Raw genomic sequence first — 25,097 nt, forward strand, 5'->3', positions numbered from 1 at the left:
CTCCGATCGTGAGAACTGAAGTCCTCACTAACAACCAATCGTATGATAGTCGATCGACCGAACGCGATATTACTACTTAGCGAAAGCAGCATTAACAAGTGAGTCAAAAATTATGAGAATATCTGCCGCTCAAAACACCAAAATTCTAGTTGTAGAAGACGACGCCCCAGTCCGCAATCTCCTCTACCGCTTTCTGAACCGGCAATATCAAGTAAAATTTGCCGCCGACGGCCAAAGTGCTCTAGAAATCTTTGATGAATTCAACCCAGTTCTGGTAATTTTAGATTGGAATTTGCCCGACACTACAGGCTATAAACTTTGTCAAGAAATGCAAAAGCGGACGAATGTGTTAGTCGCGATTCTCAGCAGCCGCACCGCCGAAGAAGATCGAATTAAAATCCTGAAAGCAGGTGCTGACGATTTCATGTGCAAACCGTTCAGTATTGAAGAATTAGCAGTTAGAGTAGAAGTCTTGTTGCGGCGGGGGAGAACCGTCAACCCGCGCAGCGTTGTCTGCGGTCAACTCGAAATCGATTTAATGAGTAGGGAGGTAAGATTGCAGGATAAAACTTTGACTCTAACCAAATTAGAATATGAGATATTGTGTTTTTTGGCAACTCATGCGGATGAAGCTTGGACTCGCCAACAGCTAATCGAAAAAATTTGGGGCTGGAAATCCAATGACGCATCAGAAGAGCGAGTGGTGGACGTGCATATAGGCCAGATTCGCAAAAAAATGGCGAAAGTCGATCGGGCTGTGCCAAATTTCATTCAAACAATTCGCGGATACGGTTACACCTTTGCTCCGAACGCTCGCAATCATAGGATATTTTCTAATTGAGCGATTGTATGAAAGTCCTCTTTCTTCCTCATTTGGGGCGGAAGAGGCATCCTGTATTATTTATCGTTATTTGTAGGGGTTCCCTCGCCAACCATTTATGCTAAAAATGAACGAGATAGTCAATCCACATCCACAAAAATGTACAAGAGACCTCTGGCATTTATTCACTCTCTTATCTTAAAACAATCTGCGTTGCATCTGTGTTCATCTGCTTGAAATCTGCGGTAACTGTATTAATCAAAGATTTATGCAATGCAAGTCTAATATTTGTAGGGGCGGGTTCGCCAAAAATTTACGGTAAAAACGAATAATATCATAAACCCGCCCCCACCCACCAATAATAAAAATGTACGGTAAATTTATTGTAAAAATTTTATTGTAAAATCATATTGATGTAAATAAGGGCGGAGATGGGGCGGGTTTATGAGATTGTTTGTGGGTTTCAGAGATGGTTGGCGAACCCGCCCCTACAAAAATTTCGATTTTTTATTAATTACGATCGCCTAATAGATTCATACATTTTAGACTCGCTTACAGACGATCGCAATACCAGACGCCCCTACCATTGCCACAACTGACGGTACCAAAGGCACCCACCAGCCCCGCACCAGCAAAAACCAGCAAACCCCGCCCAAAATCCCCGCAAAAGCGATCGCCCCCAACACCGCAAACAGCCTGCGCCGGCTGACAATCGCGATCGCGCTACCAACTGCTGCACCGCCCAAAATCCACAGCATTTCCTGCCACACAGGAGCAATTTGCAGCAGCGCGCGGCCATCCACAGCAGCGCTGATTATTTGACTCGACATTTGCGCTTGAAGTAACACTCCCGGCATTTTCTGGTAAGGTATTTCTCGCGCGCTGTACGGCGTGAAAAAATAATCGGGATGGGAAATCGGCGCCGTCACGCCTATAAAAATAATTCGGTCTTTTATCAAATTGGGACTGACTTTTCCTGCTAACAATTCTGCCAGCGTAACTCGGTGAATAAAATTTGGGGGCGATCGGTAATTGAGCATCATTTGAAAACCGCGATTATCTAAATTTTGATAAGCGCCTGTACTGCCATGAATCGGTGTAAAAATAGCCTTTCCCAGCCCTATTTTGTCCCCTGCCAGAGTTTGCGGTTTGATGCCTTTTGCTGCTAGGTAATGCAGGGCAGCCCTCACGCTCAAAGAGTGGTCTGTAGTACAAGGATCGGTGTTGTGCGGCTGCATAAACAGCAAGTGGCGGCGGAGAATGTCGTCCGCATCTACTACCACATCGCTGAAGCCGAGGCGCTCTTTTGGGAGTGCAGGCGGTGGTTTAATGCCGCATTTGTTGGGTTTGCCTGTTTCTTTGACGCTGCACAAACCAATTAAACTTTTATCTCTCTGAAAGCTAGCAGCTAGTGCTGCATAACCGACTCCTACAGGGCGAGGGCGAAAGATATCCAGGGCGATGGTTTGCGGGCGATACTGTGCCAATTTTTCCACTGCTTGGGCGATCGTCCCATCCGGCAGGGGAAAGCCGTATTTTTCGATATCCGCTTCCGTTGCTTCCACCGCCAACAAACGCGAATCCAAGCTTTCGGCGGGACGCAGGCGCATCAATTGGTCAAAAGCTTGCAATTCCCATACTTGCAGCCAGCCCAACGATCGCATTCCCGTGACAGAAACAGCACTAATGGCGATCGCCAACACCCCCATACTCAAGCGACACTCCCAAGACAAATACCGCGAATTTTTGTCGTCGATTTTTACCTCTGGTTTGTGCAGCAACTCTTGCCAAGTCGGCGGAGTTGCAGCAGGATTTTGACAAATAACCGGCAGCCAATCCGCGCCGGGAATTTCTGACTCGAATTCTGCCAATCGTTGCCTCGCGAGGCGCACTGACACATACAAAGATTCCCCGCCACAAAAAGAGGCGAGAAAATACTTCAAAAAATCTTGGGCAACGCGATCGCACACCGGTTCTCGCATCACGATCGTTTGCGGGATGCCCAAATCTTCAAGCTGCCGCGCTATGCCCAATCCGTCGCAAGAATTCACAACAGCCAACTGCAAGCCGCTGCTAACCGCTAGCTTGAGACCGTTTTTTAGCTCTTTTACTGTTAAACTCTCGGTTTTATTGATATAAAAATTACCCGATCGACCGTCGCTGTCGGTAGAACTGTGTCCCGCAAAAAATAAGATATCCCAGTGTTTTTCCCAAAGCTCTTTGCTGATTAAAGAGCGGCTTGGTTCTACTAAAAAAGTAATTTCTGCTGATGGCAATTCTGCCAAAATCTTGCAGTCTTGTTCAATATCAATATTTTCACTATTTCCCAATATTGCTAAAATTTTTACGCAATTTATAGAGCGTTCTTCCAAACCCGGAGATCCCCCCCAGCCCCCCTTAAAAAGGGGGGAGAATTTACTTAAAGTGGGTCTTTTTAAGGGGGATTTAGGGGGATCGGAAATCGGTAGTTTTTTATAAGCTGTGGCGCTCAAAGCAATTTCGGCTTGCGGGTAGCGATCGAAAATATCCCAACAGTACCAAGGCAGACGCCGCAAAACGATGTCGTCAGTTTTGATTAAAAATCGAACTGTGTCCGACGGGCTTAATTGTTCGAGCAATGTTTCTTTGACTTTGCGAAACTTTTCGCAGTTGAGCCAGCTATTGATTTGCAGGCTTAATTGTTCCGCCAACTCGCGACACTTGGACAACTGTGCTGCACGAGATTCGGTAATGGTAATTGCGATCGGCTTAATGCGGAAATCTCCCAAACTGCGGTAGACTGACTGCCAGCGATCGTAATTTTCCGCTATTTCTGGTTTCGGAGGCAGGACAGCTTGGATTTCTACCGTGGCCCGTTCTCCTTCCGGGCCGATTTCCAGAGCAGCTCGCACGCCTTTTGTCAAGTGATCGTCTAGCTTTAAGACAACTAATTGTTCCATGGATAACAACTGATAAGCAGCGGGAAGATTTAAGCAACAAAATTCTCTGCTATACAGATTTCCTTCAGTTTTACCACAACGCTGAAACATTCTCCGCGATCGGCAGCAAATTCCAGCGTCATGCAGCCGTTGTCTTTTTTGACGGCACAAGCTTCCATGACAGTGGTTCCTTCGCCGTCGATGAGTTTCAGAGTCAGATTGAGCGGCAAGCTGTCTGCCCCGGCGATCGGATGCACTTGTACTTTAATATTGATTTCAGTATCAGTTGTTGGTGCGATCGCCACTAGCAAAGCTACAGATTCGACTGGTTCTGTTACACCCCTATCTAAATTAGGTTGTCGGTGAAAATAGTTCAAGGTTGTTGATGGTGGTTCCGAGGTATCTGGTGTGAGATAGATTGTCTTAGCCCGCACCACTGCGCTACCGTAGCGAAAAGCTAAACTAGGTTCTGCCCGTACTAAAATTTCTGCTACAGACTGCCAACCAACCTCGAAAATATTGTGCAGCCACTGGCTGAGTTGTACAGCTTTTTTGCCGCGTTCCAGACAATCCAAATGTAGCAGTAGCTTTTCAACACTTTGTAATTTTTCAATCGCTAACTCACCAGCGCTTGCACTTTCCATAAATCCCAGCAAAGTAGCTTCTTGCCGCGTTATATCAATCTCAACTGCTACTAAACCAATGCGATCGTCCGGTATTTCTAGCGGAATGTCACAAAACTTCCCAGACTTCACAGGGCGACATTCCAAATAGCCAAATTGAGTTAATTTCAAGTCTGCTGCATCGGTGTAAAGGCGCATGGCAGGGTTCCAACTGTCGCTGGCATTCAAGTCTGTAGGAATATCCATCATTTCCATATAATCTTTTACTGCACATACAGCTAAAGTGTTGAAATAAACTTGCTCTTGTTTTTCTGGTGTTATCAATCCTACAATATTTGAAAAATTCTCTGCAAGCCGCAGTGCTGCGGTGGTAATGGGCAGTGGAATAGATGATTGCCTGATATCTTCAACGTTATTATTCATGGTGATATTCCTGTGGTTAATATGTTTTGACGATGCTAGGTATCCTGCCTGCCCTTGAGTGGCTCGGGACTTACGCATTTGTACCAAAGAAACCGGGTTTTTTATCTAATCTGAAGACTACGGCGAAAGCTTTTCGTAAAAAACCCGGTTTCTGATCTACCGTGCGTAAGTCTTACTACTTATCGCGGTTCTCAAGCGTGGTGAGGATAGCCCTATACCCTATACCCTATACCCATAGCCCGATGCCCGATGCCCGATGCCCGATGCCCGATGCCCGATGCCCGATGCCCGATGCCCGATGCCCGATGCCCGATGCCCTATGCCCTATGCCCTATGCCCGAATATGAGAGCTAGAAAGGCTATACCTCTATTCTATATATCCTTGCTTTTTGGCAAAATTTCGCAAGCGTGGCAAACATTCTCTTTTATAAAAGTTGGGCGCGGTTGACGCTGGCAAGTTAAATTCAAGAGCAATATTTTCCCAAGAAGTCTCGGGAGGAAGACGCTTCAAAATTAAAATTTGGCAAGTGACATCGGGACGTTTTTTGATGTGAACGCTTCTTAACTCTCCCTCGGGATCTGCCAGCACCCATTTTTTAGTCTCTTCTAGGATAACTAGCGGACTGTCAGAATGAGTCGGCGGATTTTCGACATTATTGATGAGAGCGAGTGCTTCTGAGTCTGCTGAAATTGGCTGTAAATCGCGTATAACTTTCTCCTGTTTTCGTTCGTTGCTGAAGTCTTGCAGCCGCTTCTTCAGGTATGTATCCAGCCAAGTAATGACGCTACCCAAATGCGGATCGTAAGGTTTTTTGGCGGTGTTGGCTTCGCAAACATTGCGACAAAAATAGACCCAAGTTTGCTGCAAGGCATCGTGATAATGAGGCGTACCTTCTTGCCAAAGTTTGCCGGATTTGACAATCAGCCTCACTATCTCGCTGAGTTTTTGGCGCCGCATCAAGCTTTTGGGCGGATGCGAACAGGCCTCAGCAACTAGCTTTTGGAGTTGTTGGCTTAAACTGTTTTTCTCATCCTTGGCATCCGGCATCGGCGAGGGCCTCCTGAAGAGTCTCTGGATGAATGCTGGGTACGGCATTTGTGGGTTGAATTTCCAAGATAGAATCCCTGAATTGATGTTTGCAGGACTTACGCATCAAAACTAAAGAAGCCAGGGGTAAATGAGCGCAGTCGAGGTTCAACCAGCCGGTTTTTACCTAATTTTGTGGCTGGCGCGAAGGATTTTCGTCCATCCAACCCGGTTTCTAGCTATTCGTGCGTAAGTTCTAAATCAGTTATCAGCATCGCGGGATAAATTTTCGCGCAATTTCGGAAAAAAAAATTAAACTATTTATTTGACAAATGCGATCGCATGAGGTATGTGTGGATTTTTGAGGCTGGCCGCGGATGTGTCCTTTGTCTCCTCTGCGGTTATGGGCTACAGCCCCGAATTCTGCTAGCCGGAAATTCGATCGCCCTTTTATGTCCAACGAGCGACTTGCTTATTTGCCGAGAAATCATATACTTTGTCAAGTTAAGAAAATATTTTTTGATTCATCCAGGAGTAAGCAAAAAAAATGTACATCGTACAAATTGCCTCAGAGTGCGCCCCCGTCATCAAAGCAGGGGGTTTGGGCGACGTAGTTTATGGTTTGAGTCGGGAGTTGCAGAATTCCGGCCACGCCGTCGAGATTATTCTGCCCAAGTACGACTGCATGAGGTATGACCATATTTGGGGGCTGCACGATGCCTATCGGGATCTGGCGGTACCCTGGTACGATGGCGAAATCCTATGCGATGTGTACTGTGGCTGGGTGCATGGGGTGTTGTGCTTTTTCATCGAACCTCGATCGCAAGATAACTTTTTTAACCGAGGCTGTTATTACGGTTGCAATGATGACAATATGCGGTTTGCATTTTTCAGCAAAGCTGCTTTAGAATTTTTGCTCAGAAGCAACAAGCGCCCGGATGTGATTCACTGTCACGATTGGCAAACTGGTTTGATTCCAGTTATGCTGTTTGAAATTTATAAATACAATTGGATGGAAAATCAGCGAGTCTGCTATACCATTCACAATTTCAAACATCAAGGTATGGGCGGCAGCGAGGTTTTGCAAGCAACGGGTTTGAATCGAGATGATTATTATTTTCAGTACGATCGCCTCCGAGATAATTTTAACCCTTTTGCCATCAACTTTATGAAAGGTGGCATTGTCTACTCGAACTTTGTGACGACAGTTTCGCCGCACCACGCTTGGGAAGCTCACGTCGGCGAGTTCGGCTACGGCTTGGGACATACTTTGCACATATATCAAGACAAGTTTCGCGGGGTGCTCAACGGCATCGATTACGACGTGTGGAATCCCGAGAGCGATCGCTACATTCCGCAGCACTACACTGCGGATGATTTGGCAGGAAAAGCTAAAACTAAAACAGCTTTGCGCGATCGGCTGTTACTGCGCGATGCTGACAAGCCTCTGATTACCTTTATCGGTCGTTTGGACGACCAAAAAGGCGTTCACCTCCTCCACCACGCAATTTATTACTGTCTGAGCAAAGGCGCGCAATTCGTGCTTTTGGGTTCGGCGACAGAAGCGGGAATTAACTCGCATTTCCAGCACGAAAAATGGGTTTTAAATGACAATCCCGACTGCCATTTGGAACTGGGTTTTAATGAGGAACTGTCGCACTTAATTTACGCGGGTGCGGATATTATTGTGGTGCCGAGCAATTACGAACCCTGTGGGCTGACTCAGATGATCGGGTTGCGCTACGGTACGGTGCCTGTGGTGCGGGGTGTGGGCGGTTTGGTGAATACAGTGTTCGATCGCGATTACGACACCAGCCACCTACCGTCCGAGCGCAACGGCTACGTATTTTACCAAACGGACTACTACGCTTTAGAGTCGGCGATCGATCGGGCGATCGGATTGTGGTATGACTACCATGATGAATTTGAAAAACTGATGATTCAAGGCATGAATTGCGATAATTCGTGGAAATATCCAGCTAAAGACTATGTGGAAATTTATGAGCTAATTCGACACAAATAAGTTAGTGATTGGGCATTGGGCATAGGGCATAGGGCATAGGGCATGGGGCATGGGGCATTGGGCATGGGGCATGGGGCATTGGGCATGGGGCATTGGGCATGGGGCATGGGGCATTGGGCATGGGGCATTGGTAACTGTCAACTGTCAACTGTCCACTGTCAACTGTCAACTGCCAACTGTCCACTGTCAACAGAGGTAATCTTTTGAGTTAAAAGGCGAGGGGGGAAAGTACGAATGTAGCTTGTAGGGTTTTCTTGGCTGTCGTTGCAAAGTGCGATCGCACAAGATAGAAGTATAGAAATTAAACGGCTGGTGTTCGCCCGCCCTACACAAAATGAACTCACAACTAGAACAACAAGTAACAATCCTGCAAGACGAAACAGCAGCGGCCGGAAATTCAGCCAACCCAACAGTTGAAACTCCTTTATTCACCTCAGAGTTCGTAACAGAGGAAAAAGTTAGAGTCGAAGAATTTAAGATTAGCGCTGACAGTTTAATTGGTAAAGTCAAAGAACTAATTCAGCAAGGAAAACTCCGCCGCCTCGTCATCAAAAACTCAGAAGGGCGGATTTTAGCAGACATTCCCCTAATGGCGGGATTGGTAGGTGGCGTTGCAGGGAGTGTAATCTTTCCAATTGCTGCTGTGCTGGCGACAGTTGGGGCAGTTGTGGCTCATTTAACTGTGGTTATCGAGCGGAAAGAGTAGTCATTAGTCCGCAGTCATTAGTCATTAGTCCGCAGTCATTAGTCATTCAATCATCTAATTTGTCATTGCGAGTGAAGCGAAGCAATCTCAGAGTTGGGGATTGCTTCGCTTTCGCTAGCAATAATATTAATCTCGTTTACTCTCGTTTAATCTCGTTTCCAGGCTCTGCCTGGTAACGCATATCTAGAGGCTCTGCCTCGCTCTTTCTAGTTTTCTAGTTCTAGTCTCATTTTACCGGAGGCAGAGCCTCCTGGTATTCATTTCCAGGCAGAGCCTGAAAACGAGAAATTCGCCACAGCTTAATTCGATACTTGCGCCGCAGGTTGGTCTAAATAATTGTAGACAATCCGCGAAATCCGCCGCACAAAATCTCTGACAATCGGGTCATTGTAAGGACGTTTGACAAAAATTGCAGCTAAATAACGCTTGCCATTGGGCATATCAATAATCCCGGCATCGCCAACTACAAAACCGATATCTCCAGTCTTGTCAGCAATCACGGCTCCTCGTCCTAAACCAGAAGGTAACAAAGTTCTAGTTGTAGTATGCCGCAATAATTCTAAAACCTGTTCCCGACTTGATTCGGAAACTAATTTATCGCGAGATAGCATGGATAGCAATTTTACCATATCCAGAGAAGTTGTGGTATTTGTGCCTTGAAAATCGCCGAGCCAATTGCGAATTCTCGTATCAGTTAATCCCCAACTGCGAAAACGCTCGTTGAGTTTAGCAATTCCCCCCAAACGTTCGATAATCATGTTGGTGGCTGTATTGTCGCTGATCGTAATCATTTTATCTACGGTTTCTCTGATGCTAAACCGAGTGTTATCTGGTTCGTCTTGCATTGTTCCAGAACCGCTGGCTACTAAGTCTGACTTCATGACTAATGTTTCGTTGAGGCTAATTTTGCCAGCATCTACATCTTCATAAAATGCAATTAGAATTGGCAATTTGATTGTACTCGCCGCCGGAAATACTCGATCGCCCTTGATATCCAAATAGTCTCCTGTATCCAAATCCAGAAAGAACATTCCGGCGCTGAGGGACTTGTACTGTGCGATCGCACTTTCGACTTGTGGCTTAATCGCGCTCATCTCCGAACCGGCGCGCATCGCCAAATCAGCAGCATAGTTTCTGGGAGTTGCTTCAGCAACAGTTAGGGGCACTTGACCGGATTTTTGTTCTACTTGGGTAATAGCTGCTGGTTGAAAAGACTCGTTGCTGGCTATTTGCTCGGGATTGGGTAACTGAAATGACCAGCGAGTGGCAGATTCTCTAATTACTCGGACTTTTTGCGGGTCTAATTTATAACCGGGAGTTAATTGTATCACTAATCTGGTGGTTTCGCTATCAAATTGCCCAACTCTAATTTCTTGAATAGCTGAGTTGTAATTTTGAGGACTTTCGGGATATTCTAAGACTATTCCCGGCAAGTCAATTATTAGGCGGGTGGGATTGGCAATTAGTTTAACTTCTGGTTGAACTCCTGAATCTGTGGTTAAATTCAGTTGATTTTGGCGGGTGTCGAAGTGCCAGGATGTTAGTGTATCAGCTTTTGCAGGTAGGGCGATCGACAAAACGCTAATTAAAGCCGGCAACAGCCATCGCAGTTTTAAAGTCATGTGTGAGGAGTAAGAGTTTAACGGCTACAACGAGAAAGCGGCGGTCACATTGTTCTCAACCGCTTTCGAGGCGAACCACCTAGCATCATACAGTTAACTCTTGCACGCACCCGTAATTTTTATTATTTTGTTTGAGAATATTCGGTTTCCGGAAATTAGATCGCATCCGGTTCTATGACACCTGTTTATTCTCGTTTCGCCCAGGGACGAAAGTTTATGCAGTCGCGAATTGTCTCCGCAGAATCATTGTTTCTTCGGCGCGAATTGTATGTGCTCTAAAGCACAAATTCTAGTTGTACGATCGCGCGATTTCTGGCATCTTCGATGGAGTCGATCGCACTTTCGGCAAAAATTTTGCTTTTGGCGACAAATCGGCGATCGCTCAAATGGTCGTAAGCTTCCCAATTACCGCTAACTTCGCGATCGTGCCAGAGAAACCAACCGCGGTAGATTTCCCCGCTATCAATATCATCGCACAGAACCAGCCAATCATCACCCGTGAGAGCGCTGTTATCTAACGCTACCAATTCAACCCACGCAAGTGCAGTGCAGGCATCAATTGCATCAGCATCAACTAAATCAGATTTGGTAGCGGTATCTGTTGGCGAGTAAAGTGTAGACTTCATAATTTCTCCTTAACCAAATGAATGAGTTTGCCTATTTATGAAAGTGACTGGGTACGGGAATTGAAAAAACTGTATTTTGATGAATCTCTGGTTGTTGGTCAAATTTATCAGCCGCTGATGCTTCGGTTAAATTGTTAAGTGTATTAATTGTGAAAATTGCTGCGGTTCCTAAAGCGGCCATTGCCAGTCTGTGTAAAATTTTACTCATTTTGATGCTCCTTTTTGGCTTGATGTATCAACTCTAAAAAAAACAGTGGTTAGTCGCAGGGGAGATTGGGGAGTTAAGAAAAGTTTTTTATTTTCAAATATATTCAGAGGTTGAAGCCGTTATCAGGAAGGAGTTTGAGGAGATCGATCGCCCAAAAACCCGGGGCGTAGTAAAATTCCTTAAATTCTGGCGGGCTGACTATCTGCCTTAAAATCGCCTAAAATAGGGACTTAAGGCGTTAAACTTCCTAGATTCGTTCCCCTTTCAGTGCAACCGAAGTGCTCAAATCAAAACGATCTCGCGGTCGAATTCTCACAGCCCAGGGCTTAAAGAAACTTAACGAGGCGCTCCAAGAATGGTCAGACCGATATAACATTAGAGGTACTCTGACGGAAATCGAGGCCGAGTCTGGCGTCGGTATCGATACAGTCAGCAAAATTAAGCAGGGTAGAGAAGGTGCGGATCTCAGCAAACTGCGGCAATTATTCGCGGCTTTTGAGCTGACTCTGACCGCTGGCGACCACCGATCGGCTAAACTAGACGATGCCGAAGATGTCGGCGAGTCGGACAATTTGCCCGCAGCGTTCGATACAGCCAGCAACAGCATCCGTGCTAAAGTATTTGTGAGTTATCGCAGCGCCGAACCCGATCGCGAGTTAGGAAAACAGCTAGAAACGGCCTTAAGTGCGATCGGACATACAGTATTCACAGCAGAAAATAACATTAGATTGGGAGACAACTGGTTCGATCGCATTAACTACTTCCTCAAAGAATGCGATTATTTGCTGTTGCTATTACCGCCAACCGTCAGCCAAAGCGAACTGCTGACATATCAAGTCCAGCAAGCCAAAGAACTGCAAGATTCGCGTCCTGACAAAAAACCAATAATTTTACCCATTCGCGTCGGTTTTCCCTTGAACGCGCCCCTAAACCACGATTTGCGGGGCTATCTGTACCGAATCGAACAGAGGGAATGGCAAAAGGGCGCCGACACTCCAATTCTGATCGAAGAAGTGCTGAATCTGCTAGCAGAAACTCCCGCACCAGTCAAAGAACAACCGGAAGATTTAACGCAAAAGCAAGTATTAGAAATTAGCAGCGACGAAATACCCCAACCGGCCGCCGAACCGGAATTACCGGGAGGACAAGTCGATGTCGCCTCTCAATTTTATGTAGAACGCCCGCCCATCGAAGAACGCTGCTATCAAACAATTGTACAGCCCAGCGCCTTAATTAGAATCAAAGCACCGAGACAAATGGGCAAAACCTCCTTGATGGCAAAAATTTTGCATCACGGAGCCCGTCAAGGTTACTGCACAGTGCCGCTAACTTTTCAGTTAGTAGATAAAAGTGTATTCGCCAACTTAGATAAATTCTTAAAATGGTTTTGCGCTTACGTCGGGCGCGAGTTGCACTTACCCAATCAACTAGAAGATTATTGGGACGATATTTTTGGCAGCAAAGTCAACTGCAAAGATTACTTTGAAAAATACATTTTACCGCAAATCGACAGCCCTTTAATTTTAGGATTAGACGAAATCGATCGCGTTTTCCAATATCCCGACATAGCAGAAGACTTTTTAGGACTGCTGCGGGCGTGGCACGAAGAATCGAAGCGGCGGGACATCTGGAAAAAACTGCGATTAATTGTCGTTCACTCCACCGAAGTTTACATCCCGATGAACATCAATCAATCGCCCTTCAACGTCGGCTTACCCGTAGACTTGCCCGAATTCAACCACCAGCAAATCCAAGATTTAGCAGCCCGCCACAATTTGCATTGGTCAGATGACGAAGTTGAGCAACTGACGGCAATAGTCGGCGGTCATCCGTATTTAGTGCGAGTTGCATTATATCACATTTCGCGATCGGATTTGACGCTCGATCAATTAAAGGAAACTGCTACCAGCGATGGCGGAATTTATAACGACCACCTGCGCCGTCAATTGTGGAATTTAGAAGAATATCCAGAATTAGCCCAAGGAATGAGAGAAATTGCGGCCGCAGATTCTCCCGTTCAATTAAAGGCAATGCAGGCGTTTAAATTAGATAGCTTGGGGTTAGTGAAATTGCAGGGTAACGAATGCGTTCCGAGATGTGAACTGTATCGACAATATTTTCGATCGCACTTGAGTCAAATTCCCTGACAAACTTCTGGGAGAAACAGCAAATTCTCTTAAATTACATCTGCGTTAATCTCCGTTCATCTGCCTAAAATGTGCGGTTTTTGGCTCGCTCAAAGATTTGTGCAAGAGGTTTAAAGTATTCAAAACCGATTTAGTGTAAAATGCAGTCAAATACTAAAACAATCATCAAGCAAACGCAGCCCATGAACGATATATTTTTGATAACCTCCGATAATTGGCTAGATTGGATAACCGTGTTTGGCTATCTCGGCTTGACTGTTTTCATTATGTGGCGCATTATGGCTGCCAATTAGATTTTATATCATGTCCGGTCGCTTACCATAACAATGATAGTTCGTAGTGCGTCCTGGCGTCCGCAGCCGTATGGCGTCCTGGCGTCCGCACTACAAACCTTACTTATTGCAGTCACATGAATAATGCTGCTGTGAAATTACCTGCTTTTTCCTTTCTTACTTCGCGTTCTTAGCGCCTTCGCGGTTCGTTTTCAGAGCTATAAATTGCGCTTGCAACTTTCGTAAAATAGGAATATTTGCCAACTGTTCCGCCCGCAATTCTTCCCAATTTAATCCCGTTGGACGCGGATAATTTGTATTGGTTGCAATTACCTCATCGGGAGTCACAACCCAATCCAGCGCCCAATCGTGAGGCTGCATTGGCAAGCGCGAATCTGCGACAATTTGCAAAGAATGCACAGTTGTGACAATCGGAGTATCAGTTTTTACTAATCCAAATTCCTGCAACATCGCCAGTTCCAAATCAGCAAATCCTGCACCTTTTCCGGTGCGTCCACCGTGGCGCGTTACCGCTACGCAACCAACTATTACTAAGTCAATTGGCTGCATTTGGGCAAAACTCACCAACCGCCCGCACTTGACTGCTGTTTTGGCGATCGCAGCTTCGGCTAGGGGGATATTGTGCTTGTACAAATCTTCAGCGGTTAACTCGACAAAACAGCGATCGTCTGTCAGGCGCGGTACAGCCATATACAAGCGTTTTCCGTCTTGCAAAGCGCGCAGTCGCACGGGAATTTGCGGCGAATCTGGGTTGCATTTAATTGATGCGGCTTGTTGCCAAATTTGTGATTCTGCTAGCATTTCAGCCGCTGTTTTGGCGCCGACGAAATTGGGGATGTGGCCGAATGGATCGCTAATTGATGCGTTGTTTTGTTTCAAGGATGACCAAATTTCTGCTCTTAATTGGTCTTTGTCGTGATGGTGGCCGCTCCACTCAGTATTCATAGATGCCGAATCTAATAAAAAGATAGCGCGTGGGGTAAGAAACCCGGTTTCTACGAGTTTTTGGTTGGGTTCCGAAAAATCTACAAAGAAACCGGGTTTCTGGGGCGATAGTGCGATCGACTAAACATTTATTTTCGCCAAGTAAGGGGCTGATTGGTTCAGTTTATTATATGATAGGATTGGCGATCGCACTCCCAATTAAATTTATGTAAAAAATTATGTAATGAGCACAAATCCCAAACCATCATACTATCAAGTCGGTGGCAGTCTCACCAATAATGCTCCGAATTATGTGCAGCGTCAAGCAGATGACGATTTCTATAACGGATTGAAGGCGGGGGAATTTTGCTATGTTTTGAATTCTCGCCAAATGGGCAAATCTAGCTTGCAGGTGCGGACTATTCAGCGGCTGAGATATGATGGAATTGCTTGTGCTGCGATCGACATTTCGGAAATTGGCAACCGCGGCGTGACTCCCGAACAGTGGTATGCTGGGTTGCTACGCATTCTCGAAAATAACTTTAATCTGTCGGATATTGTCAATGTGCGGACTTGGTGGCGCGAGCGCAATTTTTTAACTCCGGTTCAAAGATTGAGCGAATTTATCGAAACTGTACTGTTAGCCAATATTTCCACCAATATTGTCATTTTTATCGACGAAATCGACAGCATTCTCGCCCTGGATTTTCCCGCTGACGATTTTTTGGCCTTAATTCGATCGTGCTACAACAAGCGCGCCCATAACTCAGAGTTCGATCGCCTGACGTGGGCTCTCTTGGGCGTAGCATCGCCGGCGGATTTGTGCCGCGACAAGAATGTCAGCAGCAACACGCCTTTTAATATCGGTAGGGCGATCGAATTAACTGGTTTTGACGAAACAGAAGCTCAACCGCTAGCAGCCGGGTTAGCAGAGCTGACAGACCACTCTGCTGAAGTTTTGAGAGAGGTTTTGTATTGGACTGGCGGCCAACCGTTTTTGACTCAAAAGCTGTGCAAACTTTTATTTGAAAATGCACCCCCCCCAGCCCCCCCTTGTCAAAGGGGGGAGCAAGATCGCATTCAGACTGGGTTATTTGAAAATTCACCCCCCCCAGCCCCCCCTTGTCAAGGGGGGGAGGAAGATCGCATTCAGACTGGGTTATTTGAAAATTCACCCCCGCCAGCCCCCCCTTGTCAAGGGGGGGAGGAAGATTGGATTCAAAATCCGCGAGAATGGGTTGAGGAAGTGGTGCGTTTGAAAATTGTGGATAATTGGGAATCTCAGGATGTTCCCGAACATTTGTCCACAATTCGCGATCGGCTTTTTAGAGAAAACCAGCGGATTATCAGAAGACTCGGATTATATCAACAAATTTTACAGCAAGTTGAAATTGTCCCCGATGGTAGTGCGGAACAAATGGAATTGCGATTAAGCGGATTAATCGTCAAGCGCCGGGAAAAACTCACAATTTCTAATCCTATTTATCAAGCTGTATTTAACCAAGACTTAATCGCCCAAAAATTAGAAAAACTCTCGCCTTATTCGGAAGCGATAAAAGTTTGGCTGAATTCTAACTCTCAAGATGATTCCCAATTGTTGCGAGGCGAAGATTTGCAATCAGCATTAGTTTGGGCGGCAGATAAAAGTTTGAGAAACGAAGATTTTCAGTTTTTGACAGCCAGCCAAAAACTGATTTTGAGCGACCAAAATCAACTGCTGCTTGCAGCTAAACTAGAAACCCAACAAGCGGCGCGCGATGCCGAAACAGCTTGGAGTGAAGCTGGCGCAGCCAAGCGAAAAGCCCAACAGTGGATAGGGATCGGTTCGGCGGTACTCGCAGGATCGTTAATTGGGGCGATCGGCTTTTCAACTCTCGCTTACCAGCGGTTTAAACTCGCACAAGCAAGTATTGAAATCGAACAAAATGGCAGCGATGCTTTACTGTTGGCGGTATCTCAAAAGACCGAAAACAGCGAAGCTTTATCTGAAGCTTTGTTGAGGGCGATAGCCTCGGGAAAAAGATTAAAAAGCTTGCTTGAAAACAAACCGCACCTCGAACAATATCCGGCAACTAGACCGCTGTTAGCCTTACAAGTAATTCTCGATAAAATTAGCAATAAACAGCAGATCGAAGCATCATCATTTCCGCAAATAAAGCTGAAGTGGCAAGCTCATGCAGGTGCAGTTACCAGCGTCAGTTTTAGCCCTGACAGACAAATTTTGGCAACCGCAGGCATAGACGGTAGAGTTCGGCTTTGGAACTTTTCCGGGCAAAAGATTGCTGAATGGAAAGCTGGGCAGCAGTCAGTTAATATGGTAAACTTTAGCCCGGATGGGAAATTTTTAGCTAGCGCAGGAAGGGACAGCACAGTTAAATTATGGAATTTATCAGGTAAGAATATTTCTCAACTTAAAGGAATTCAAGGCTCAGTTACCGGTCTCAGTTTTAGTCCAGAAGGAAAGTTGTTAGCGGCGGCAGGAATAGACAGCAGTGCTGCCATTTGGGAGTTGTCAAAACTGCCAAAATTATTAAGCTCGTCGAGGGTGAAGCTTCCCGGTCATAACGGCTTAGTGAGAAGCGTCAATTTTAGCTCTAGTGGTGATTTTTTGACGACTTTAGATAGCCAATCTACTGTGCGAATTTGGAAGTTGTCGGGACAACTGGAAAAAACACTGCCGGTGCAGGCAATTGGTATCAGTTTCAGTCCCGCTCAACAGCAGTATCGCTTTGCTACAGTAACATTAAACGGCAAAGTCGGGCTGTGGAACTTGTCAGATCAAGTATTAGTTAATGAATTTGAAACGTTGCATTTAGATGCGAAGTCAATTAGTTTTAGTCCCGACGGAGAACGGCTGGCTACAGTGGGAATTGACAAGACTGTGCGGCTGTGGAATTTAGCGGGGCGACAGGTTGCTCAATTTGAGTTTGAGGAGAATGTTGTTAGTGTCGGTTGGAGTCGAGATGGTAAGCAAATAGCTGTAGCTGGAAGCAACGGCACTGTCTGGCTGAGACAGGTTGAAGGGTTGGAAGAATTGCTGAAGCAAAGCTGCAATTTTCTCAGCAGTCAACCTGAGTATTTGAGAAGGGTTTCAACTATCTGCAAGTAGGGTGCGCAATGCGCCAATTAGTTTGTAGTGATGAATGCGAGTCCTTCCCCTTAAAAATCAGAGGACTCGCATTCCGAACGATCAAACCTGCCAATTAGTTTGAGCGTTCGGATTTGAGTTTTTCCCCTTAAAAATCAGAGGACTCGCATTCCGAACGATCAAACCTGGAATGCGAGTCCTTCCCCTTAAAAATCAGAGGACTCGCATTCCGAACGATCAAACCTGCCAATTAGTTTGAGCGTTCGGATTTGAGTTTTTCCCCTTAAAAATCAGAGGACTCGCATTCCGAACGATCAAACCTGGATTACGGGTTGGCTAACTCATAGCTATTAATTTACCTTAACAGGCGAAACACTTACATTAGGATTTTTGACTCTTCTTAATAGTTCTTGCCGGGCTTGTTCGGGATTTTGCCCTTTGGGTACTTGATATAATAATCTACAGGAACCGTCTTGAGGATTAGCTGCACAAATAATTAGTTGACCGCTGGGGGATGCACCTGCTGTGACAATATTATCCCAGCTTCCTTGGGGTTGCGAGTTGTTGAGAATTCCCGAGACTCGGGTGCACCGAGTAATTGCGTCTTCTCCCGATTCATTGAAATAGTTATCGGCTACCCACAGAATAACGGGAATATTTTTGCCTTGTTGGACAGCAATTGTCGCTGGGTGGTCGCCATTCGCGCCGCAGAAGAATGACGGGGTTTGGGCAAAGGCGGGACTGTTTGCTAAAATCGGAGCTGCCAGGGCAATAATTGACGCGCTAAAAACTGACTTTAAGATCCGAAATTTCATGGGCAGTGATAAGCTTTTTAATTTAAGGTTACTAATACTCTAAAAAGTTGCGCTGCTGGTTGCCGGGAAGATTAGGCATTTAGGGAAAAAAATAAAATTTATTGTGTAAAGTTTTGCCGATCGCCCATACTGACCTTATATTCGCCTAAACTCAGGGAAAAATACTCGCGCTACAAACGCTGCGGCAGAAAATACGTGCAGCCGCAGGGGATCGGGCGCGAAGGTATAGGCTAAAGGTACGGTTGTTCGCGGTTTTTTGCGATCGCCTTGCCCGATCGCCCGCCCGCCCCCCTAAATTGGAACCTGTGTTAGCATCAATAAAAATCTTCTCTTTAATAATCAACAATGGGCAATGTTCTGGTGCTGAATGCCTCCTACGAACCGCTCAACATCACCAATTGGCGAAGAGCGGTAGTTTTGTTGCTGAAAGGAAAAGCAGAACAGGTAGAACATAACGGGAAATTTATTGCGCCAAACTTCCCGCTACCAACTGTGATTCGACTGCGGCATTACGTCCGAGTTCCCTATAAGGATATTCCGCTTACCCGCCGGAACATCTTGCACCGGGACGCCCACTCTTGTCAATACTGTGGCTATACCGGGGACGATTTGACCCTGGATCACGTGATTCCCCGATCGCGCGGGGGAGGCGACAGTTGGGAAAACCTCGCTACGGCGTGCGTGCGCTGCAATGTCAATAAAGGCAGCCGCACCCCAAAAGAAGCGGGAATGCTGCTGCGCTATCCACCGAGGAAACCTCACAGCGGTCTTTATTTTGAAGTGACTAGACACGTTAAGAGCGGTATGCACCAAGAATGGCAAAAATATGTAATCGGCCTTTAAAACCCCTGTCGCAAGAAAGCGCGGGGGTTTTTTGCGCAAGTGCTGAGTTGTAGGGGGGCGCCTGCGAGTGCCCGCCGGATAGTTTTGAGTTAAAAAGTTAAATAGTTAAAGAGACAATTTACGCTCTTAACTCCGGTTGCTGGTGAGAAATATTGGGTTTGATATCGTGTGCGGTCGATTGACCGCAATCAGTAAGGTTCGTAGTGTGGACTTTAGTCCGCAGTATGTTGCGTCCTGGCGTCCACACTACGAACGGTTTTTGTTATGGTAATCGACCGGACGCGATCTGACAAGGAAGCATCTACAAAGAAACCGGGTTTAAGGGCTTTTGGGGCGCAAGTCCTGAAAGAATTACAGTCCTGGACGCACCAAAATCAAAGAAACCGGGTTTTTGCCTAATCTATGGACTACAGCGCATAATTTTCGTCCATCAACCCGGTTTTTTGCCACTCGCGTGTAAGTCCTAAATTACATAAATGGTTAATGTTTAACAATGAAAGAACACCCCCCGATCAATTCCGATGAAACCTCTGGGAATCGCGAAGCTGAGGTTGACTCCAGCCGCGAGGTTGTACAATCCGCCAGCGCGCCCGGGAAACGGCGCAGCAAAGCCGAAGTTGCTTCCGAAGAGCATCGCCCCAGTCTGCGCGAGGAATTGCACGATCGCAAAATCGAGCAATTGCACCAAATGTTCGATCGGCACAGAGGCGATCGCCAGTTAATATTATTGCAAGATTTTCCCGACCCCGACGCACTTTCGAGCGCTTGGGCTTACAAATTAATTGCCGAACAGTACGATATCCTCTGCGAGATGATCTACGCCGGCGCCCTCAGCCACCAAGAAAATATTGCCTTAGTTAAATTGACAGGATTACCGTTGCAGCGCTGGACGCTGGAAGCGACAAAAACTAAGGATTTGTCTGTATTTCAGGGCTGCGTTTTTATTGACAACCAAGGTACGACTTGTAACTTAACTGAGTTTATTTTAGGGGCTGGAGTGCCGATCGCTGCCGTCATCGACCACCACAATTTGCAGGGGGAAATGAACGCAGAATTTACGGATTTGCGCCCGGATATCCGCGCTACAGCCACGATTTTGACCGAGTATTTCCAGGCTGGAATGCTAACTCTCGACGGCAGTATCAGCCAGCACGTCAAGTGCGCTACAGCTTTGATGCACGGTTTGCGATCGGATACGAATGCTCTCAGACAAGCACAGGAGGAGGACTTCTTAGCTGCGGCTTATTTGAGCCGATTTTATGACCCGCAGTTGCTGAATGCGGTGTTGCAGTCCTCTCGTTCTAAATGGGTGATGGATGCGATCGAGCGATCGCTCAAACACCGCATCGTGCAGAACAATTTCTCGATCGCCGGTATTGGCTACCTGCGTTATGACGATCGCGATTCCATTCCCCAAGCAGCGGACTTTCTAGTAACAGAAGAGAACGTACATACAGCCGTTGTCTACGCAATTGTACACGACAAAGACGAAGAAATTGAAGTAGTAATCGGCTCGCTGCGAACTAACAAACTAACTCTCGACCCCGACGAATTCATTAAAGAAGCCTTCGGTCAAGATGCTCAAGGACGCTTTTTTGGCGGTGGGAGAAGTCAAGCGGGCGGTTTTGAAATTCCGGTAGGATTTCTTTCGGGTGGCAATGAGAACAGCGATTATGCAAGGCACAAATGGGAAGTGTTCGATGCTCAGATCAAGCAAAAATTGATGAGTTTAATTAGTCCTAAAGATAATCCAGTTTACGACAATTAAACTCGGGAGTTTGTCGGTAATGTCTTGATTTTAGCAACACCCCGGGAATGCCGAGCAATCTGTTGCTGCGAGGTTAGACCGCATTCTTTACCGCTCTCGCAAAAGTCTCAACTGGACAATCATCTTTGGTTCGTAGTGAGGACTTTAGTCCTTGTACGAGGACTAAAGTCCTCACTGCTAACCTTTCTTACAAGGTATTGACCGATGATATAATATCAGTTGTAGAGCGATTTATTGAATACTTTATCTGCTAATTTATAAAAATAAATATTCTTTTTTGATATTTTTAAGAAGACAGGGTGGGTATTTTATGGTCAAAAGCAACCTATAAGTCAGCTCTTTCGAGACCAAACAACATACAGCCGTGGGAAGATAAAATAAAAAATATTTTTTCTTTTAAAGTTACCTAGTTAACCAAATAAATTGTTACTTTTAGTGTTAAGTCAAAAAAACGTCGCTCCAAAAGACAACAAATTGTTGTATTTATTTGGCGCAGGTTAGAATAGTAAAAAATGGCTGAATAAAAAAATCAACATGGAGATGTCTACAAAACAGGCTTTCTCTGGGTCGTTAGAGAATATTCTAGAAAAACTTTCAGTAATTTCACTGAGAATTAACGAGTTTGCGGAACCAGAGAGAATTTGGCAGGGTGCGGTAGAACAAACCAGGATGCTGCTGCAAGCAGATCGCGTAATTATTTATCGCTTCCTAGCGCGTGGGGATAGTGTAGTATTGGCTGAATCCGTTGGTGGCGAGTGGCCGCACATCCAGGGACAACTAATTTATGACCCTTGCTTTGAAACAACCTGGGTAGAGCGTTACAGCCAGGGACAAACCACCAGCATGGCTGATATTCACAACTCTCATCTTCAAGCTTGTTATGTCGAATTGCTCTCACGCCTGCAAGTGCAGGCCAACTTAGTTGTACCAATTTTGCTAGATGGCAAACAGCACCAATCTCCGAAGCTTTGGGGACTGTTGATTGCTCATCAATGTAGCAGTCCGCGTCAGTGGGAACCTCTCGACGTTCAGATCCTGCAACACGTTGCAGTGCAGCTCGGCTTGAGGATGTGGCAACTAGAATCTCACCGCCCGATACTAGCGCCAAATCCACCGCCCCAACTGGAAACAGCACCGGATCAAACAGCCACTAATACAGAAAAAGTCAATTATCAAAATTGCCTGCAACCAGAATTTGCCTGTTCCCCGATCGGGGATATTGTCCATCTCAAGGCTTTTGACTTGTTGCAAAACCCGATCTGGATATTTGATATCGAGCATTTGCAAATGTGGTGGGCCAACCAAGCATCCTTGTATTTGTGGAATGCTTCGACGCGGGAAGAACTCGCGGGCCGCAACTTTAGCGATGTGTCGGAGTCTACTCGGATTCGCTTGCAGAGCTATCTGCAACAGTTTGAGCAAGGCAAAACCTTGTCCGAACAGTGGACGTTTTATCCCGGCGGTTTGCCTGTTTCTGTCGGCTGTCGGTGTTCTGGTATCAGGATTGACAGCGGGCGTTTGGGGATGTTGGTGGAGGGTACGATCGCCACCGATCGAATCGAGCCGGAAACCCTGCGATCGATCGAGGCACTCCGCCACACCACGCTGATGGTTTCGCTGTACGCCCTCGATGGGGTACCGCTGCTGCAAAACCCCGCGGCCTTGCGCTGTTATGGAGATGCGCTGCACCCTGGCTCTGCGACAGATAATGCTTTCCTGAGGCACTTTGTTGACCCTCAGGTAGGAGAGCGAGCCATGGCAGTTGTCAAGTCGGGTGAGGTGTTTAGCACGGAGGCTCAAGTGATGACTGTGGCGGGGATACGGTGGCACGGGATGGACGTGCGGTGTACCAACGACCCCGTAACAGGTAACTTGATGTTGCTGGTAAACGAAAAGGACATTACCGCGCGCCAGGAGACAAAAATCGCTCTGCAACAAAGTGAAACTCGGTTGTCAGAAGCCCAGCGGGTTGCCCACATCGGTAACTGGGAATTGGACGTGATGACGGGTAAAATTACTTGGTCTCCCGAACTGTTCGAGATTTTGGGACGCGACAGAGCCCTGGGCGAACCTACCTATGAAGAAAATCTGGAGATTTACCATCCCGAAAGCGCTCAACAGCTACATCAGGTAGTTGAACGAGCGCTGACTTGCGGAGAACCCTATCGATTGCGGCTCAAAATCTTGCCGCCGAATGGTTCTATTCGCTATATCGAAAGCCGGGGACAGGCCGAACAGAATGCCGAGGGACAAGTCATTCGCTTGTTCGGCACATCCCAAGATATTACGCATCTGGTATTGGCTGAAACAGAACTCAGAGACATGAGCACAGCTCTTGCTAATGCAGTGGATGGGATCTCGCGGGTGGATATTTGGGGCAGGTATATCAGCATCAATCAAGCCTATGCGAATATAGCGGGTTATGTGCCTGAAGAAATGGTTGGTATGAATTGGGAGAAGACGGTTCATCCAGAAGATTTGGAAATGCTGGTGGCGGCCTATGAAGAAATGCTAGCTGATGGCAGAGTGGAGGTTGAGGCTAGGGGTATCCGCAAAGATGGCTCGATCTTTTACAAGCAGTTGGTGATGGTGACAGCCTGTGACGATCGCGATCGAGCGATCGGGCATCACTGCTTTATGAAGGATATCACCGATCGCAAACAAGCAGAAGCAGCATTAAAACAAGAGTTCCAGCGTCTGGCTGTGGTGATTGCTACCCAACAGGAAATCGCGCTGCACCATCCTAACCTGGATGCGGTGATGGCGGTGATTGCCGATCGAACTCAAAAATCGATCGGTGCCGGTGGAGTCGTGATTGAAATGGTCGAAGGCGAGGAATTAGTGTATCGGGCCGCCCGGGGTATCGCCGAGGCTTGTGTGGGATTCCGGCTGAAAGTCGCCACAAGTCTCTCGGGACAATGTATTCTCAGCGGCGCAATCCTGCACTGCAAGGATACAGAACTCGATGGGCGCATCGATATGGTTCGCTGGCGGCGGATTGGCGTTCGGTCAATAGTAGCTGTTCCGTTGTTCTATCAGGACGAGCGGGTGGGGGTCTTAAAAGTCCTGTCAGCTACACCCTGTGCCTTTAGCGAGTCAGATATTCAAACTTTACAACTAATGGCCGGATTTCTGGCCGGCAGCCTGCATCTGGCTTCTGAGTTTGATGCTAAAAACCTGCTCCTGAGTCAATTGCAGGAGAGCGAGGAACGCTACCGTTCTGTGATTACCAGCATGACAGAAGGTGTTGTACTTCAGCTCGCAGACGGACAAATTACTGCCTGTAATGCAAGTGCCGAAAGGATTCTCGGGCTGACCCCCGAGCAAATGATGGGGCGCACATCCGTAGATTTAGACTGGCGAACCGTTCGGGAGGATGGCAAACCGTTCCCGGGCCAACAGCATCCGGCAATGCTCACGCTGCGTACCGGACAAGGGCGATCGAATGTGGTGATGGGCGTTCACAAACCGGATGGAACGCTGACTTGGATTTCGATTAATTCTCAGCCGCTGTTCCATCTCAATGAGTCTCAACCCTATGCAGTCGTGACGACTTTTGCTGATATTACAGAACGCAAGCTGGCCGAGGAAATGCTCAGAAACCTGGCGGAACAAGAAAGATTAATTGCTACGACAGATGGGTTAACACAAGTAGCAAACCGTCGCTGTTTTGATGAGCGGTTGCAGTTGGAATGGCACCGACTGATGCAGGGCAAACAACAGCTTTCGTTGATTATGTTGGATGTAGATTATTTCAAGCGATATAACGATCGCTACGGACATCAAGCTGGGGATACTTGTTTGGTGCAAGTGGCTTCATCCGCAGCAGCCGCCGTTAAACGTTCCACAGATTTGTTTGTGCGCTACGGGGGCGAAGAATTTGCTGCTATCTTGCCAAATACAGATGCTGCTGGGGCGATCGCAGTTGCTGAGTCGATCCGAGACGCAATCCGAGATTTGGCAATCCCTCACGAGCAATCTGATGTGAGCGCGATCGTGACTGTAAGCATGGGAATTGCTAGCATGGTTCCCAGCAGGGGAAAATCGCCGGCTCAATTGATCGCCGCCGCCGATCGAGCATTGTACGATGCGAAACGACAAGGGCGCGATCGCTTTTGCGCCGAGGCCCAAACCAGATAACGGCGCGAGATTTCAATGCAGTTGTAGAATAATCAAAATATGTCGATCGCACCAAATCTCAAAGGAAGTACGATCGCACAACT

General features: G+C 46.7%; 17 protein-coding genes. 9 read left to right on the forward strand and 8 right to left on the reverse strand.

The window, feature by feature from the left end:
- Positions 1–112 precede the first annotated feature (112 nt).
- On the forward strand, positions 113–841 hold the full coding sequence (locus QUB64_RS07675) for a response regulator transcription factor (RefSeq protein WP_333269146.1): 729 nt from the start codon (positions 113–115) through the stop codon (positions 839–841).
- Positions 842–1,362: 521 nt separating this feature from the next.
- On the opposite strand, the gene QUB64_RS07680 is transcribed toward QUB64_RS07675, so the two are convergent.
- From QUB64_RS07680 to QUB64_RS07690, 3 genes are all read right to left on the reverse strand, one after another.
- Positions 1,363–3,759: a CHASE2 domain-containing protein gene (locus QUB64_RS07680; RefSeq protein ID WP_333269147.1), complete on the reverse strand. Its 2,397-nt coding sequence runs from the start codon at positions 3,757–3,759 to the stop codon at positions 1,363–1,365.
- A 29-nt stretch (positions 3,760–3,788) separates the two neighbouring features.
- Positions 3,789–4,784, reverse strand: coding sequence for a DUF1822 family protein (locus QUB64_RS07685; protein WP_333269148.1), 996 nt, complete (start codon positions 4,782–4,784; stop codon positions 3,789–3,791).
- A gap of 367 nt (positions 4,785–5,151) precedes the next feature.
- Complete coding sequence (locus QUB64_RS07690; RefSeq protein ID WP_333269149.1) at positions 5,152–5,880, reverse strand: sigma-70 family RNA polymerase sigma factor; 729 nt, start codon at positions 5,878–5,880, stop codon at positions 5,152–5,154.
- A gap of 478 nt (positions 5,881–6,358) precedes the next feature.
- On the opposite strand from QUB64_RS07690, the gene glgA reads away from it, so the two are divergent.
- The 3 genes from glgA (at position 6,359) to QUB64_RS07705 (ending at position 8,540) form a co-directional block, all read left to right on the forward strand.
- Complete coding sequence (glgA, locus tag QUB64_RS07695; RefSeq protein ID WP_333269150.1) at positions 6,359–7,834, forward strand: glycogen synthase GlgA; 1,476 nt, start codon at positions 6,359–6,361, stop codon at positions 7,832–7,834.
- A gap of 42 nt (positions 7,835–7,876) precedes the next feature.
- Positions 7,877–8,041 carry a hypothetical protein gene (locus tag QUB64_RS07700; protein WP_333269151.1) on the forward strand — a complete coding sequence of 55 codons (165 nt, stop codon included), beginning with the start codon at positions 7,877–7,879 and terminating at the stop codon, positions 8,039–8,041.
- A gap of 127 nt (positions 8,042–8,168) precedes the next feature.
- Complete coding sequence (locus QUB64_RS07705; protein WP_333269152.1) at positions 8,169–8,540, forward strand: DUF4342 domain-containing protein; 372 nt, start codon at positions 8,169–8,171, stop codon at positions 8,538–8,540.
- A gap of 299 nt (positions 8,541–8,839) precedes the next feature.
- Here QUB64_RS07705 and QUB64_RS07710 read toward each other — a convergent pair whose 3' ends face one another.
- From QUB64_RS07710 to QUB64_RS07720, 3 genes are all read right to left on the reverse strand, one after another.
- Positions 8,840–10,162 carry a serine hydrolase gene (locus tag QUB64_RS07710; RefSeq protein WP_333269153.1) on the reverse strand — a complete coding sequence of 441 codons (1,323 nt, stop codon included), beginning with the start codon at positions 10,160–10,162 and terminating at the stop codon, positions 8,840–8,842.
- 275 nt (positions 10,163–10,437) lie between these two features.
- Positions 10,438–10,788 (reverse strand): hypothetical protein, encoded by a 351-nt coding sequence (locus QUB64_RS07715; protein ID WP_333269154.1) that lies wholly within the window; start codon positions 10,786–10,788, stop codon positions 10,438–10,440.
- A gap of 31 nt (positions 10,789–10,819) precedes the next feature.
- Complete coding sequence (locus QUB64_RS07720; protein ID WP_333269155.1) at positions 10,820–10,996, reverse strand: hypothetical protein; 177 nt, start codon at positions 10,994–10,996, stop codon at positions 10,820–10,822.
- 278 nt (positions 10,997–11,274) lie between these two features.
- On the opposite strand from QUB64_RS07720, the gene QUB64_RS07725 reads away from it, so the two are divergent.
- Positions 11,275–13,143 (forward strand): AAA-like domain-containing protein, encoded by a 1,869-nt coding sequence (locus QUB64_RS07725; RefSeq protein ID WP_333269156.1) that lies wholly within the window; start codon positions 11,275–11,277, stop codon positions 13,141–13,143.
- Between the two features lie 449 nt (positions 13,144–13,592).
- Here the strand turns inward: QUB64_RS07725 and QUB64_RS07730 are convergent, their stop codons facing one another.
- Complete coding sequence (locus tag QUB64_RS07730) at positions 13,593–14,381, reverse strand: 5-formyltetrahydrofolate cyclo-ligase (RefSeq protein ID WP_333269157.1); 789 nt, start codon at positions 14,379–14,381, stop codon at positions 13,593–13,595.
- A 223-nt stretch (positions 14,382–14,604) separates the two neighbouring features.
- Between QUB64_RS07730 and QUB64_RS07735 the strand changes: the two genes are divergently transcribed.
- Complete coding sequence (locus QUB64_RS07735; RefSeq protein ID WP_333269158.1) at positions 14,605–17,469, forward strand: AAA-like domain-containing protein; 2,865 nt, start codon at positions 14,605–14,607, stop codon at positions 17,467–17,469.
- 329 nt (positions 17,470–17,798) lie between these two features.
- Here the strand turns inward: QUB64_RS07735 and QUB64_RS07740 are convergent, their stop codons facing one another.
- Entirely contained in the window at positions 17,799–18,263 is a 465-nt protein-coding gene (locus QUB64_RS07740; RefSeq protein WP_333269159.1) for a COP23 domain-containing protein, read from the reverse strand.
- Positions 18,264–18,608: 345 nt separating this feature from the next.
- Between QUB64_RS07740 and QUB64_RS07745 the strand changes: the two genes are divergently transcribed.
- The 3 genes from QUB64_RS07745 (at position 18,609) to QUB64_RS07755 (ending at position 25,014) form a co-directional block, all read left to right on the forward strand.
- On the forward strand, positions 18,609–19,106 hold the full coding sequence (locus QUB64_RS07745; RefSeq protein WP_332946494.1) for an HNH endonuclease: 498 nt from the start codon (positions 18,609–18,611) through the stop codon (positions 19,104–19,106).
- Positions 19,107–19,599: 493 nt separating this feature from the next.
- Positions 19,600–20,874, forward strand: a complete 1,275-nt coding sequence (locus QUB64_RS07750; protein ID WP_333269160.1) for a DHH family phosphoesterase — start codon at positions 19,600–19,602, stop codon at positions 20,872–20,874.
- Between the two features lie 540 nt (positions 20,875–21,414).
- The gene (locus tag QUB64_RS07755; protein WP_333269161.1) at positions 21,415–25,014 is read left to right on the forward strand and encodes a diguanylate cyclase domain-containing protein; all 3,600 of its coding nucleotides are present in this window, start codon (positions 21,415–21,417) and stop codon (positions 25,012–25,014) included.
- Positions 25,015–25,097: the final 83 nt, after the last annotated feature.

The organism is Microcoleus sp. Aus8_D2 (genome assembly GCF_036702665.1).
Lineage (GTDB): Bacteria > Cyanobacteriota > Cyanobacteriia > Cyanobacteriales > Microcoleaceae > Microcoleus.

What these genes read in the sequence shown, in the direction of transcription:
- QUB64_RS07750 (WP_333269160.1), top strand. Translation starts at nt 19,600, where the DNA reads ATGAAAGAACACCCCCCGATCAATTCCGATGAAACCTCTGGGAATCGC.
- QUB64_RS07720 (WP_333269155.1), bottom strand. Translation starts at nt 10,996, where the DNA reads ATGAGTAAAATTTTACACAGACTGGCAATGGCCGCTTTAGGAACCGCA.
- QUB64_RS07740 (WP_333269159.1), bottom strand. Translation starts at nt 18,263, where the DNA reads ATGAAATTTCGGATCTTAAAGTCAGTTTTTAGCGCGTCAATTATTGCC.
- QUB64_RS07705 (WP_333269152.1), top strand. Translation starts at nt 8,169, where the DNA reads ATGAACTCACAACTAGAACAACAAGTAACAATCCTGCAAGACGAAACA.
- QUB64_RS07755 (WP_333269161.1), top strand. Translation starts at nt 21,415, where the DNA reads ATGTCTACAAAACAGGCTTTCTCTGGGTCGTTAGAGAATATTCTAGAA.
- QUB64_RS07735 (WP_333269158.1), top strand. Translation starts at nt 14,605, where the DNA reads ATGAGCACAAATCCCAAACCATCATACTATCAAGTCGGTGGCAGTCTC.
- QUB64_RS07675 (WP_333269146.1), top strand. Translation starts at nt 113, where the DNA reads ATGAGAATATCTGCCGCTCAAAACACCAAAATTCTAGTTGTAGAAGAC.
- QUB64_RS07715 (WP_333269154.1), bottom strand. Translation starts at nt 10,788, where the DNA reads ATGAAGTCTACACTTTACTCGCCAACAGATACCGCTACCAAATCTGAT.
- QUB64_RS07690 (WP_333269149.1), bottom strand. Translation starts at nt 5,880, where the DNA reads ATGCCGTACCCAGCATTCATCCAGAGACTCTTCAGGAGGCCCTCGCCG.
- glgA (WP_333269150.1), top strand. Translation starts at nt 6,359, where the DNA reads ATGTACATCGTACAAATTGCCTCAGAGTGCGCCCCCGTCATCAAAGCA.
- QUB64_RS07730 (WP_333269157.1), bottom strand. Translation starts at nt 14,381, where the DNA reads ATGAATACTGAGTGGAGCGGCCACCATCACGACAAAGACCAATTAAGA.
- QUB64_RS07700 (WP_333269151.1), top strand. Translation starts at nt 7,877, where the DNA reads ATGGGGCATGGGGCATTGGGCATGGGGCATGGGGCATTGGGCATGGGG.
- QUB64_RS07680 (WP_333269147.1), bottom strand. Translation starts at nt 3,759, where the DNA reads ATGGAACAATTAGTTGTCTTAAAGCTAGACGATCACTTGACAAAAGGC.
- QUB64_RS07745 (WP_332946494.1), top strand. Translation starts at nt 18,609, where the DNA reads ATGGGCAATGTTCTGGTGCTGAATGCCTCCTACGAACCGCTCAACATC.
- QUB64_RS07685 (WP_333269148.1), bottom strand. Translation starts at nt 4,784, where the DNA reads ATGAATAATAACGTTGAAGATATCAGGCAATCATCTATTCCACTGCCC.
- QUB64_RS07710 (WP_333269153.1), bottom strand. Translation starts at nt 10,162, where the DNA reads ATGACTTTAAAACTGCGATGGCTGTTGCCGGCTTTAATTAGCGTTTTG.